Origin of the sequence: Corynebacterium sp. H113 (assembly GCF_037572315.1) — a bacterium.
Taxonomy (GTDB): Bacteria; Actinomycetota; Actinomycetes; order Mycobacteriales; family Mycobacteriaceae; genus Corynebacterium.
Window position 1 is genome coordinate 264974 of the sequence record NZ_JBBHKZ010000001.1, and the last position, 12520, is coordinate 277493.

11 protein-coding genes and 1 tRNA gene are annotated in these 12520 nt (G+C 58.3%); 4 read left to right on the forward strand and 8 right to left on the reverse strand.

From position 1 onward, the window contains the following. Positions 1-15: 15 nt before the first annotated feature. The 7 genes from WG938_RS01175 to WG938_RS01205 all read right to left on the reverse strand — a co-directional run bounded on the left by WG938_RS01175 (position 16) and on the right by WG938_RS01205 (position 7645). Positions 16-291, reverse strand: a complete 276-nt coding sequence (locus tag WG938_RS01175; protein WP_339976712.1) for a monovalent cation/H+ antiporter complex subunit F — start codon at positions 289-291, stop codon at positions 16-18. Beyond that, the gene (locus WG938_RS01180; protein ID WP_339976714.1) at positions 288-839 is read right to left on the reverse strand and encodes a Na+/H+ antiporter subunit E; all 552 of its coding nucleotides are present in this window, start codon (positions 837-839) and stop codon (positions 288-290) included. The genes WG938_RS01175 and WG938_RS01180 overlap by 4 nt, the downstream gene beginning before the upstream one ends. After that, a complete protein-coding gene (locus tag WG938_RS01185; RefSeq protein ID WP_445292870.1) occupies positions 840-2369 on the reverse strand; it encodes a monovalent cation/H+ antiporter subunit D family protein in 1530 nt (509 codons plus the stop codon). Positions 2370-2383: 14 nt separating this feature from the next. Then, the gene (locus WG938_RS01190; RefSeq protein ID WP_339976718.1) at positions 2384-2830 is read right to left on the reverse strand and encodes a cation:proton antiporter subunit C; all 447 of its coding nucleotides are present in this window, start codon (positions 2828-2830) and stop codon (positions 2384-2386) included. Further along, entirely contained in the window at positions 2827-5805 is a 2979-nt protein-coding gene (locus tag WG938_RS01195; protein WP_339976720.1) for a DUF4040 family protein, read from the reverse strand. Before WG938_RS01195 ends, WG938_RS01190 begins: the two co-directional genes overlap by 4 nt. Positions 5806-6525: 720 nt before the next feature. Then, a tRNA-Pro gene (locus tag WG938_RS01200) sits at positions 6526-6602 on the reverse strand. Positions 6603-6760: 158 nt separating this feature from the next. After that, positions 6761-7645 carry a metallophosphoesterase gene (locus WG938_RS01205; protein WP_339976754.1) on the reverse strand — a complete coding sequence of 295 codons (885 nt, stop codon included), beginning with the start codon at positions 7643-7645 and terminating at the stop codon, positions 6761-6763. Positions 7646-7809: 164 nt separating this feature from the next. Between WG938_RS01205 and WG938_RS01210 the strand changes: the two genes are divergently transcribed. After that, positions 7810-8271, forward strand: coding sequence for a GatB/YqeY domain-containing protein (locus tag WG938_RS01210; protein ID WP_339976722.1), 462 nt, complete (start codon positions 7810-7812; stop codon positions 8269-8271). Between the two features lie 18 nt (positions 8272-8289). On the opposite strand, the gene WG938_RS01215 is transcribed toward WG938_RS01210, so the two are convergent. Further along, a complete protein-coding gene (locus WG938_RS01215; RefSeq protein WP_339976724.1) occupies positions 8290-10755 on the reverse strand; it encodes a transglycosylase domain-containing protein in 2466 nt (821 codons plus the stop codon). A 374-nt stretch (positions 10756-11129) separates the two neighbouring features. Between WG938_RS01215 and WG938_RS01220 the strand changes: the two genes are divergently transcribed. From WG938_RS01220 to WG938_RS01230, 3 genes are all read left to right on the forward strand, one after another. Then, the gene (locus WG938_RS01220; protein ID WP_339976726.1) at positions 11130-11510 is read left to right on the forward strand and encodes a WhiB family transcriptional regulator; all 381 of its coding nucleotides are present in this window, start codon (positions 11130-11132) and stop codon (positions 11508-11510) included. A gap of 239 nt (positions 11511-11749) precedes the next feature. Continuing rightward, a complete protein-coding gene (locus WG938_RS01225; protein ID WP_339976728.1) occupies positions 11750-11911 on the forward strand; it encodes a hypothetical protein in 162 nt (53 codons plus the stop codon). Positions 11912-11914: 3 nt separating this feature from the next. Continuing rightward, a complete protein-coding gene (locus WG938_RS01230; protein WP_339976729.1) occupies positions 11915-12424 on the forward strand; it encodes a RidA family protein in 510 nt (169 codons plus the stop codon). Positions 12425-12520 lie beyond the last annotated feature (96 nt).

Sequence of the window (12520 nt, forward strand, 5' to 3'; positions counted from 1 at the left end):
ATTTCCTAGTACTGCTTATCGACGACCGCGCGAGATCACCCTCGACAAGCCCACAGTGGACAAGATGCCCAGGAGACCTGCCAACATGGCGATGTCGAATGTGATGGCGGTGTCGCGGATGAGGGCCGTCGTTAAGAAAACGCCGACCATGGGGTAGAAGGCTGCGTCGGAGAGCACCGCGCGGGATACGTTGCCACGGACGCGGAAAATGAGGATGACACCGAGCAAGAATGCCAGCGCGCAAATGCCGATGCCGATGCCGCTGATGACTGTGATTGCAGTTTCGTTCATCGGGAACCTCCGTCGGTGGTGATGTTGGCGTCGGCTTCGTGGTGCGCCGTGCCAGGAATGGGCAAACCGACCTTGAGCTCGCGGGCGGTGCCGACAATGGCATCTTCATCGACGGGCTCGTGCGGGTTGTATTCCTCAAAGAGGAACGCAGCCGGGCGGGGAATCGACTTCAGCGACGGCACCAGCTTCTCCTCCATGTCGTAGAGGGAATCGTAGAGTTCGTCCAGATCAGCGCCGAAGATCGCGTGAATAATGAAGAGGTACTTCGGGGTGAAATCGCTGTTGTCTGAAGTGCCAGCGTGAACCGCTGCACCCTGCTCAGCCGTGAGCTCACGCGTACCCGCAACCAGAGTGCCTGGAGTCATCGTGATCGACGTCGAGAAGCCCATCAGGCCCGCATCAGTAGTGACGCGAACCGGCAAGCCAATCAGCACTGGTTTCTGCTTCTGGCGTGGACGAAACGTATCGACAATCACGTCTGTCGCCGCCAGTAATACCTGCCATGCCAGCCATAGGGTGTAGCCGAGATTATGGAAGAGCTTGCTCATCTACTTGCTCCCGTCCGTGTTCTCTAATTGGTCATAACCAACAGTTTTGGCCGTATCGCCGACTGCCGCCTGCGTGTACCCCTCAATGTCGGTCAGTGATTCTGCCGCCGCACCCGTTGCGCTCGCCACGACGCCGGCACCGAGGAACATAGCCACGCTGACAAGCGCCAGGCTTAACGACGGCATCGTCAATGCGGGGCGCACCTTCAGGTTCTCATCAATGCCCTGCATAGGGCGTCCCCAGAACACTGCGCGCCAGAAACGAATCATCGACAACAGGGCGCCAATGCTGGCCACGATAATGACTGCGATGACGACGATGGAGCGAGCATCGCCAGCCGATGCTGCAGCAAAGACCACGCCGACCTTGCCCCAGACCCCGGAAAACGGTGGGAAACCGACGATAGAGAACGCCATGGCGGCAGCGACCCACGCGACGAGAGGGTCGCGACGGGCAATACCCGACAGCCGGGCGAGCGTGCCAGTGCCGTAGGTTTCCTCGATAGCGCCGGCAGCCATGATCAGTGAGCCAACGGTAATCATGTGGTGAACTGCGTAGAAGATGCCCGCTGCAAGAACCTTGTTGGCATCGCCATCCGTAAATGCGAGCACCACCAGGATGAATGGCATGCCGTTGACCATCTGGTACGCAAGCACTTCTCGCATGGTGTTTTCGGCAAGCCCTGCGAATGCGCCAACCAGCATCGATACCGCCATGACAGCGATAATTGGCCAATGCCAACGGGAGTCCATATCGATGATGACGACGTAAATGCGGAACAGCATGTACACCGCAACCTTCGTGTGGACTGCCGAGAACAGCGCCATCACTGCTGGGCTCGTTGCTGGGTAAGTGCGTGGCAGCCAGGTGTGCATCGGTGCGAGGCCAGCCTTCAAGCTCAACGCAATAACCACTAGACCCAGCGCGACCAAGCCGACGCCGCTTTCCTTAGCCATTCCAGCCAGGATTGCGATGTTCACGCTGCCGACAGCGCCGTAGACAAGCACGACACCAATCAGCAACACAGTGGACGTGAGCAGATTGACCAGGACGAACGAGCGTCCTGCAGCCAATCGATGCCACGTACCGGTGACAGCCATTAGACCGTAGGACGGCAACAGCATGACTTCCATGAACACAAAGAAGTTAAAGAGGTCAGCGGTCAGGAATGCGCCCGACATGCCCGACACCAGCATGAGCGTCAGGGAAGCAAAGAAGCGAGAGTCATTCTCGCCTGCATAGTGGGCAAACCACGACCCCACAGCAACCACCGTGGAGGCGACGCCCAGCATAAGCAGGGAGAAATTGTCCGCAACGAAAGGAATAGCGACACCGCCAGGGTAGGCGCCGACACCGTGACCGATCGCGCCGTCGGAAAGCACTCGCCCGAATAGCACAAAAGCTAAGACTGCCTGGATCGCAGGAACACCAATGCCCAATGCCACGCGCGCGGAGGCCCACGGCAGAATCGCTGCGATGGCTGCGAGAATCAGCGGACCACCGGCGAAGAGAGGGAGAAGGGCGGAGATGGTTTCGGTGCTCATTACTCGTCACCGCCTTGTGGCTGGCGAGTCGGGTAGGAGCGTTCCATAGCTGCATCGATGTTGGCGGCATCTGCATCTGTTGGAATATGCCGGACAGCCCGGCGGCCGGCGGTTGCGATCTGTGCCATTGCATCACGGTCCTCGTGGATACGGGTGTCGTCATCGCGCCCGAGGGCAGACATGGCCAGCATGAAAGCGGTGACGGCCATCGTGATCACAATTGCTGTCAGCACGAATGCCTGCGGTAGGGGATCAGCAGCAGTTGCCCGATCCATCGTGCCGACCAGTGGTTCGCTGCGCCAGGCACCCACGCCCGTCGCCAAGACGATCAAGTTAGTAGCGTGCGAAATTAATGTCATACCGATGACAGTGCGAAGCATGCCTCGCTGAAGCACCAAATAGGTGCCGCCAGCAGCAAGAATCGCAGCCATAAGCGCGATAATCATGATTGCACCTCCTTCTCGTTAGCGCCGGATGTAGCTGAGGCCGATGATGGGGCCGAAGCCGGAGTCTCCGCTTCATAACCCTGCGGCGGGACGACGACCAAACTCGTGCGGTGTGCAACACCGGGGCTCAGGTCGGCATCGGATTTCTCTGAACCTGGGCGGTCAGAACCACCGAGGTAATTCAGCGCCGCCGCAATAACACCCATCACCGCGAGGTAGACGCCGACATCGAACAGCAGCGCCGTCGTTAAGTGTTGACCCAGAACATGTGCATACAGAGGCGCAAGGAAAGAACCCTTGAAGTAGCCAATAAAACCGGTAACGATCGCCATGATCACGCCACCTGCGCTCAGTAGGAATGGTCCATAGCGGCCCATGACTGGCTCATCCTTGTCGCTGGACAGGTAGTGCAGCATCAACGTTGCAGCACCGATCAGCGCCGCGTTGAAGCCACCACCAGGCAGGTTGCCACCTCGGTACAGCACCACGAGAGATACTGCGAAGAGAAGCGGAACGAGCCACTTCATCAGCATGCGTGGGTACAAAGTATTGAGGCGTACCTCCGCCAGCTCACCTGGCTTATCCAACAGATGCGGCCAGCGTGGCATCGATGCGACAACCGCAGCAATCGCAATACCTGCCATGCCCAGCACGGAAAGTTCGCCCATCGTATCGAAGGCACGGAACTCAACGAGAATGACATTGACAATGTTCTTCTCGCCGGTCACAGCCTCGGTGTTATCCAGATACCACTGGCCAACCGCTGGAATTTGGCGTCGACCAGTGAGTGCCCACATGGCGGCGAACGTCGCAAAGCCAACGCCTGCAGCGACCACCACAGCCATGCTCTTGCGTTTCGACGACGTCTCCACGAAAGCTCGTGGCTGGTGGCGGAGCACCAGCATCATCAGCACAACAGTCAGAATCTCGACGAGGAACTGGGTCATCGCGACATCCGGCGCACCAAGCAGCATGATCTGCAACGTCACACCTGTGCCCGTCACACCCAGCAGCACGGCTGCCTGCAGACGATTCTTTGCCCGCACCGTCGCAATCACACCGATGATGACCACCGACAACGGAATCAGATCCGTCGGATGATCAATGCCCGGCACCTTCGGCGCAAGCTCGGCCCCGCCAACCGTGGAAAACCCACCAGAAATTGCAACAACCAGCGCGTACACCGCGATCATGCCCAGCAGCGGCAACAAGTGGCGAGACGGCGCATACGAATTCGCCATCTTTCCAAACAGCTTGCCGACGCTCCGACCAGCCGACGTACCCGCATTCAGCGCGTGCACACCCGTGAATGGGAACAGCTTTCGGCCGGTCAGCCAGGAGTACAGCGGAGTGCGCACCACGATCAGAGCGATGCCCAACGCAATGACAATCAAAGAAATAACCAGCGGAGTTGTCACGCCATGCCACAGTGCCAAATGCGACTCGGTGTATTCGGTGCCCGTTACATCCGTAACGGTGGCGATGGCGTTGAGGGGGCCGTCGAGAAGCGAGCCCGCAAAGAAAGCCACAGGCAACGACAGCACACCAGGTAGCGCGGCGGGGATCCACAGCGCAGCGGGTGCTTCGTGGACCTTCGAGACATCGCGCGGACCGTCAACGAACACTCCGAAGATCAATCGCGCCGAATAGGTGAAGGTCGCCAGCGCGCCGATTGCTGCGAAAGTCAGCAGCGCGATCACACCAGCGCCAGAGGTTGGAGCCTCGGTGAACGCCTCGAGCATGCCCTCCTTGGATAGGAATCCGAGGGTGGGCGGGATCGCAGCCATCGAGGCCGCGCCCAGCACCATCGACCCAAACGTCCACGGCATTCGCTTCCACAGTGGGCCAAGGCGACGCATATCGCGCGTACCCGCCTCATGGTCCACCACACCTGCCAGCATGAATAGCGACGACTTGAACATTGCGTGCGCAATCGTGTGCACAACAGCAGCGGTAATAGCGAAACGCGTGCCGACACCAATCGTCGCCACAATCCAACCCAGCTGCGACACCGTCGAGTAGGCGATCAGCTTCTTAATATCCGTCTGCTGAATCGCAAACACAGCCGCCGCGACAGCCGTTGCCATACCCAACACCAATAGCAACGACTGCCACATTGTCACGTGCGCAAATGCCGTGCTGAAGCGCATGAGCAGGTAAATACCTGCCTTCACGACGGCGGCCGCATGCAGAAACGCCGACACCGGCGTCGCAGCCGCCATCGCTTCCGGCAACCACGCATGGAACGGCAGCTGCGCTGCCTTCGTAAACGCAGCTAGGGCAACGAGCGTTGCGACGATCGTCGTTACTGCAGGTTTCGCCATCGTTCCCGTGCCCCAGATTGGGGAAGCGAGCAGCTCAGTGACGTTTGTCGTTCCCGTAGCCCACACTGCAATGCCCAACGCAGCTAGCAAGAACAAGCCACCGGTGAACGTGAGGATCAACGTTCGAATCGAACCATCCTCACCCGACGACCCCGACCTGGCGATAAGCAGGAACGACGCCATCGACACCAATTCCCAGGCGATGAAGAGAAGCACGACGTCGTCGGCAAGCACCAGCAGCACGACCGCGAGCATGAAAGCAGTCATGAGCAAGTAGAAACTCATCGTGCCATCGCGCTTGGGCAAGTACGCGGTGGAATAGATGAACACCACCGAGCCAACCAATAGCGCAAGCAGCGCGAACGTCAGCGAAAGGGGATCAAGTCGAAGCGCGAAATTCGCATCGATAGATTCCGGGAGCATGGCACTAGCCCAAGACGTACTCCACGTCACAGGAGTCGACTGACCCGACGGGCCTGCCGTTCCTGTTGTAGTTGGGAATACGTCCGGGGCGAGGCGAGCGAGCTGCACAACCGCCGCGATGAAAAATGCGACGATCGGCCAGCCCGCGTGACGGTCCAACAGCTTCACAAAAAGTGGAGTGAGGACAAGCGCACATGCAACCAAAGCGGGGACACTCAATAAAGTCACTGCTGGGTCGCTTTCCAGATAGACAAACGTGGTCAACGCGCACGAAGAAACTGGCCGAACCTAATACAGTCGCCGGCAGAAACCCCACGAAACGCGCTATGAAGACTGAAATCAACCTTATCAATCAGTAAGGAGCGCTTCACTGCCTGCTAAGGACGATGGGGGATTGAACGGCACGGCTCGACTGGGCATAGCGAGCGGAATTCTGTGGCTGGAAACCTCGGCTTGGCGCGGACTATTTATGCGCTGCGACCGGAAAAATACGGAAGGTTTCTTCGTTCTGGGATCGACCGAGGAGCGGTATCACGGAGTGCCGGGAAGTGTTGGGGAGTCACGGGGAACAACCGATTTTGTCGTCGCGCCGGGCGGTTTCCCGCGCGCGTATTAGATATATGACAAACCGAAAACTCTGCGGGCAAATATTGGCCAACTCTTAGTAGCCTTCATATTGATTCGCGGTGACTTTGAATTAATGCCATTCATCGCCGGATCCTTGTCGAAAGCCGGTGCCATCTCCCCACCATTGCGTCTACTTCGAAATACAGGAGCGCGAGATCAGCACTGAATTGCAGGTCGATCTCGACTCGTGCAGGCGCACTCAAAACCACTTGTCGACGGGGGTAGATTCACGCACAATCCGACAGAATTGACCGCAATTCGCGGTCATTCTGCGGCGAGGCGCAATGGGTGCGGTGCGCATATGCCGCGTGAAAAAGAACTTGGTCGGGGTAGCGGGATTTGAACCCACGGCCCCTTCGTCCCGAACGAAGTGCGCTACCAAGCTGCGCTATACCCCGGAGCCGTTCGCGCCAGGGACCAAAATCCACTGGAATTTACCCCAGTGCGTAACGAAAATAACTGTAGACCTCGTCAGCTCGGCTTCGCAAAGTGCCTGGTAGGGGCGGGGCGCTTTTGGGGATCGTCGTAAAGCTCTCGGTTCTTATTGAAAATGGCCCTACTTCGAGACAACCTCAATCAATGTCGCCGATGGACGGCAAAACAGGCGAACCGGCGCATACGGAGACGTACCAAGACCGTTGGACACGTGCATCCAGGTGCGCTCGGTCCAGCGCGCGAGACCGGATGCGCGTGAACGGTCGATGCCACAGTTGGTGACAATGGGGCGCTCGCCAGGAAGACAGACCTGGCCGCCGTGGGTGTGGCCACTCATGACAAGGTCATAGCCGTCGGCAGCGAACTGATCCAGGACATGTGGTTCCGGGGAGTGCGACAGGCCAACAGCGAGATCTGCATCCGGGTTGGGGAATCCGGCTACCTGGGCATAGTCGTCGAGGTTGTGGTGCGGATCGTCCACACCAGTGACCGCAAGCTTCACCCCACCAGCCATGAACTCGAGGCGCTGATGCGTGGCGTCCTGCCAGCCTCGCTCGATGAAGGCGGCGCGCATATCCTGCCACGGAAGCTCGACCTCAGAAGGCTTGCGCTTCTTACCCGTCAAGTATTTGAACGGATTAACTGGCTTCGGCGCAAAATAGTCATTTGTACCGAACACGAAGACACCAGGTCGATTCAGCAGCGGACCCAATGCCGACAACACCGATGGAACAGCGTCCATGCTACTCAAGTTGTCGCCCGTGTTGACAACGAGATCTGGATTCAGCGCATCCAGCGACGCAACCCACTTCTGCTTGAGCTTGTGCCTTGGCAACATGTGGAAATCGGACACATGCAAAATGCGGAAAGGCTCACGCTCCGTGCCGAACCCGGACCCGGTTGGCAACAGCGGCACTTCGACCTTCTTCAGGCGAAATGCGCGCAGCTCGACCTGATTCGCCCACAGGAACACCGACGCACCCAGCACCGCAGTGCCTGCCGCCATGAGCGCTGGACCAGCGAGCGGAGTATTCAGAATCTTCGAGTTCTTATCCACGAGAGACAGGGTACAGGGCGTCACGGATTAGCTACGGCACCCCGCGCACCCCTCCCATTCGGCGCCGCCACCCTTTTCGCACGGGCGCGAACGCAACTGCGTAACCTAAAAACATGAGTGAATTGAAGGCCAAGATCATTTCCGACATGACCGCTGCGATGAAGGCCCGCGACAAAGAAACCGTGGGCGCACTGCGCATGCTGAAGGCTGCAATCCAGACCGAAGAAGTCTCTGGAGCCAAGCATGAGCTCACCGACGCGGAGGTCCTGCGAGTCATCGAGCGTGAGATCAAGAAGCGTCGCGAATCCGCCGACATGTACGCTTCCAACAACCGCCCTGAGCTGGCCGAAGCCGAGCTTGCAGAAGCTGAGGTGTTCACCAAGTACCAGCCGGCTCAGCTTGACGACGACGCGCTGAACAGCCTCGTCGCCGATTCCATCAAGGAAGTCGCTGGAGATGACGCGCCAAACATGAAGATGATGGGGCAGGTCATGAAGTTGGCCAAGGAAAAAGCCGCCGGCCAGGCCGACGGCAAGCGTCTGTCCGACGCGGTCAAGGCTGCACTCCAGGGCTAGTCCCTCAGGGCTAGCTCTCTAGAACGGGATTCTTCCGATACCCGGAATATCAATTCCGCCACCAGTGCCCCCACCGGCACCGCCACCGCCACCGCCGGTAGTCGGTGGAGTTGGTAGGTCTGGAATCAGCTCTTCCAGCGATGGCATCTCAGAAGGAGATGGCACCGTCCACGTGCTCGTTGGACGTCGCGTGGTTGTACGTGGTGGAGCCGGCTTGGCCGAGCCATCAGATACGTAGATGGTCACCGTGCCACCCTTCAGCAACAGGCCAGGCACCTGCGTCGAGGTGACGATGCCACGTGGTTCGCCTGTTTGTGAAGCACGCTGAGATTCCACCTTAAAGCCCGCTTCCTCCAACTTCCGGCGAGCTTCTGGCTCTTGCATGCCAACAACGTTTGGCAACCTGGAAATAGATGTGCCTTGTAGGAAGTCGTCGTCAAGTTCGGGGATATTCATTCCGCCGTACTCGTCGACGATTGGGCGCATCGCACTGAACCATGTCCGAGCTGGTTCGCGACCACCGAAGAGATCGCCTTCCCAACACTGACGCAGCGGGGTCGTGCACAGCTGCGTGACAGTAGGGGAGTCGTTGTAGGTGTAAACCGCCGCGGCAAGACCATTCGTGAATCCCAAGAATGCGGCTGACTGGTGAGACTCGGTGGTACCCGTCTTCGCCGATACCTTGCCATCCCAGTTGAACTTTGCAGCCGCGTCCTTCGCAGTGCCGAACGTGGTGTCCTCGCTCATGGCGTTAGCGATAGCGCCGGCCACGCCAGGATCCACGGCGTCCTCGCACGGTGGGACTTCGAGCTCGACTGGCTCGCCATTGGAGTCCGTAATCGAGTCAATAGGAGACGGTTCGCACCAGCGACCGCCCGAAGCGAGGGTTGCGCCGACGTTGGAAAGCTCCAGCGCGTCGACCGGAGTTGGCCCCAGCACGAACGAGCCGAGAGTGTGCTCCGACACGTACTCCTGAACCGACGATTCACCGTCGAAGCTGCCTTCCTCCGTGTACGAACGCATGCCCAAACGAACTGCCATATCCATGACGCCGTCAACGCCAACTTGCTCCGACATCTGGATGAAAGGTGTATTCGGCGAGCGCGCCAGCGACTCGCGCAACGTCATCGACGACGGGAAGTTGCCTACATTTTCCACGCAGTACATGCCTTCTGGGCAACCGGCTGCGCCACCGCTGCCAAGACCCCACGCCTCGTAGCGACGAGGAACCCACAGCGACGTATCAATACCCATGCCGCGCTCGACCGCAGCCGTCGCCGCGAAGATCTTGAACACCGATCCCGCACCGTTGCCGACTGGTGTGTATGTCTGTGGCTGTACCGTCTGCTTTGCGTTGGCATCCAGACCGTAGACGCGTGACGACGCCATCGCAAGCACACGTCGAGTGTCCTTGCCAGGCTCCACAACATTCATGACCTCCGCAACGCCTTCCGCCTGCGGATCAGCCTGTTCGCGCAGGGCGCGCTGCGTATTCTCCTGCACCTTCGGATCCAGGGTTGTGCGAATGGTGTAGCCACCACGAGCCAGTTCCTCGCGGTCAATGCCATGCTCATTTAAATAGGACACTGTGTAGTCGCAGAAAAAGCCACGGTCGCCTGCGCTGATGCAGCCCTGAGGAAGGCTCTGTGGTTCCTCCAGGACACCGAGTGGCGCGTCTTTCGCAGCCTTTGCTTGTTCTGGCGTAATTGCGCCCGTGGATTCCATCGCCGACAGGACTTCGTTACGACGAGCCGTCGCTCCTTCTGGATTCGTATACGGATCCAGTCCCGTCGTTTGCTGTACCAGACCAGCTAACAATGCAGCCTGCTCGACCTTCAGCTCTGCGGCAGGGACACCGAAATAGGTCTGCGCGGCAACCTCGACACCGAAAGAACCATTGCCGAAAGGAACAACATTGAGGTACTTGGTCAGCACCTCATCCTTCGACATCGACCCTTCCAGATCCTGGGCAATGCGAATCTCTCGCAACTTACGGCCATAGTCAGTAGCCGTTGCAGCACGACGTTCTGCCTCTGTCTTCGAATTCACCAACAGAGTGTGGTTCTTGATCAGCTGCTGCTCCAGCGTGGATGCACCCTGGGCTACAGAACCTGACACGAAGTTCGTGACAGCCGCACGTGCCGTGCCCTGCCAGTCCACTCCTGAGTGCTCCCAGAAGCGGCGATCCTCGATAGCGACGATCGCCTGCTTCATTGGCTCAGAGATCTTTTCCGATGGCACATTCACACGACGTTGCTCGTACATCCACGCCATAGGCTCGCCATTACGATCCGTAATAGTCGTAATGGACGGTGCCGGCTCCGTAATGACCGATCGCGCTGACACTGCCAAGTCGTCTGCCGTCCGCGCCATCAAATAGCTCACGCCGCCCGCTGGAGGGAAAAGAGCGCTCGCCAAAACCAGGCCGGTCAGGATAACCGCTACGGCCAGTTTTAGTAGGTTCTTTCCGTTATTCACACGCATAACACTACTTGCCGTTCCGAAATGCCAAAAGGCAGAAGCGCCAGCGCAAGCATTTCCCCGTGCTCGCTTGACGACGGAGCGAACAATGTTGCGGTGCGTTAATGGCGCTTCGTTCGTCGGAAAGTATGTATGTCAGGTGAAACAAGCGGGGAGCGTTAAAGCCTGTTTAGTGACGTAGCTCACCCCCGAAACGGATGACAAAGCGAACCAGTTACCTGCATCTCTGTGTTCTGCATCACCCCTGGAGTGTGACGCAGTAGACACTTGCGAAGCGTTGTGAATAGACTTACAACAACAAATCAACACTTAACTAAGTGATTCCTACCCCTGAGACGAAGAGATCGGGTATAGGAGAAAGCTCAAGGAGGCCATCAATGACCGCCACGATTCCGGACAAGAACCGCACCGTTACTCAGCTCAGCCTGCGTGTAGCACCTAGTTCCGACGAGCGAGTGTTGGGTCCGGAGAGCTTTAGGGATCGTCAAGAGTGGGTTACCCAAGCTAAGTGCCGTGACATTGATCCAGATGAGCTGTTTGTCCGCGGTGCGGCTCAGCGCCAGGCAGCAGTTATCTGCCGGCACTGCCCAGTAGTTCTGCAGTGTCGTGCAGATGCACTGGACAACGAGGTTGAGTTCGGTGTGTGGGGTGGCCTGACCGAGCGTCAGCGACGCGCGATGTTGCGCGATCACCCAGAAATTACGTCGTGGGCTGAGCATTACGCAGCTCAGTACGAAGCACAGATGCAGAATAAGTAGTTTGGCAATATAACTGGTGATATAGCCTCTGAGCTCTTCAGCGCAGATCGGGATTGATGGTTTTCCCGGTCTGCGCTTTTGTTTCGGCTCGGTAGCTCCACTGCAGCCCGGCACGAGAAATCGTGACCTGGGCTTTTGCTGATTTGACCTGGGTCGCAATGGAGTTACCGAGCCGATTTGAAATGGCAGACGCGAACAAACCTCCACAGCGGCCACGAACACCACTACCCTTGGGACACATGACTACTTCTTGGGAATACGCAACCGTTCCACTGCTCACTCACGCAACCAAGCAAATCCTCGATACCTGGGGAGAAGATGGATGGGAGCTCGTTACCGTCCTGCCAGGGCCAACGGGTGAGCAGCACATTGCTTACATGAAGCGCGCTAAGGAGGCGTAACGCATGGCTGACACCATTAACTCTATTTCTGCACGCTTGGCTGAGCTCGGAATCGAGCTTCCAGCAGTAGCCGCCCCAGTTGCTGCCTATGTTCCGGCTGTACAGACCGGCAATATTGTCTACACCTCGGGTCAGCTGCCATTCGTTGACGGCGAGCTCACCCACGTCGGTCACGTCACCTCTGAAACACCAGACGCTGATGCAGGCGAAGCCACCGATGTCGTATCCGCCGACGACGCCAAGATCGCCGCTCGCACTGCCTGCCTCAACGCGCTAGCTGCCGTCGATGCGCTCGTGGGCATCGACAATGTTGTGCGCATTGTGAAGGTCACGGGCTTCGTGTCCTCGGCTGCAGGTTTCAACGGCCAGCCGGGCGTTATTAATGGTGCCTCCGAACTTCTCGGAGAGATCTTTGGCGACGCAGGTCAGCACGCTCGTTCGGCTGTTGGCGTAAATGAACTACCACTGAATACCCCAGTAGAAGTTGAGCTGATGGTAGAGGTTTCTGCGTAACGACGACCGTCGTCAAGCAGCACACGTCGAAGTGGGGGGGGGGGGGGGGGGGGTGTGTGAGAACCAGAGAGAGGAAACACCGGCGAAAAAAAGAGA

What these genes read in the sequence shown, in the direction of transcription:
- WG938_RS01175 (WP_339976712.1), bottom strand. Translation starts at nt 291, where the DNA reads ATGAACGAAACTGCAATCACAGTCATCAGCGGCATCGGCATCGGCATT.
- WG938_RS01180 (WP_339976714.1), bottom strand. Translation starts at nt 839, where the DNA reads ATGAGCAAGCTCTTCCATAATCTCGGCTACACCCTATGGCTGGCATGG.
- WG938_RS01190 (WP_339976718.1), bottom strand. Translation starts at nt 2,830, where the DNA reads ATGATTATCGCGCTTATGGCTGCGATTCTTGCTGCTGGCGGCACCTAT.
- WG938_RS01205 (WP_339976754.1), bottom strand. Translation starts at nt 7,645, where the DNA reads ATGGCGGCAGGCACTGCGGTGCTGGGTGCGTCGGTGTTCCTGTGGGCG.
- WG938_RS01210 (WP_339976722.1), top strand. Translation starts at nt 7,810, where the DNA reads ATGAGTGAATTGAAGGCCAAGATCATTTCCGACATGACCGCTGCGATG.
- WG938_RS01215 (WP_339976724.1), bottom strand. Translation starts at nt 10,755, where the DNA reads ATGCGTGTGAATAACGGAAAGAACCTACTAAAACTGGCCGTAGCGGTT.
- WG938_RS01220 (WP_339976726.1), top strand. Translation starts at nt 11,130, where the DNA reads ATGACCGCCACGATTCCGGACAAGAACCGCACCGTTACTCAGCTCAGC.
- WG938_RS01225 (WP_339976728.1), top strand. Translation starts at nt 11,750, where the DNA reads ATGACTACTTCTTGGGAATACGCAACCGTTCCACTGCTCACTCACGCA.
- WG938_RS01230 (WP_339976729.1), top strand. Translation starts at nt 11,915, where the DNA reads ATGGCTGACACCATTAACTCTATTTCTGCACGCTTGGCTGAGCTCGGA.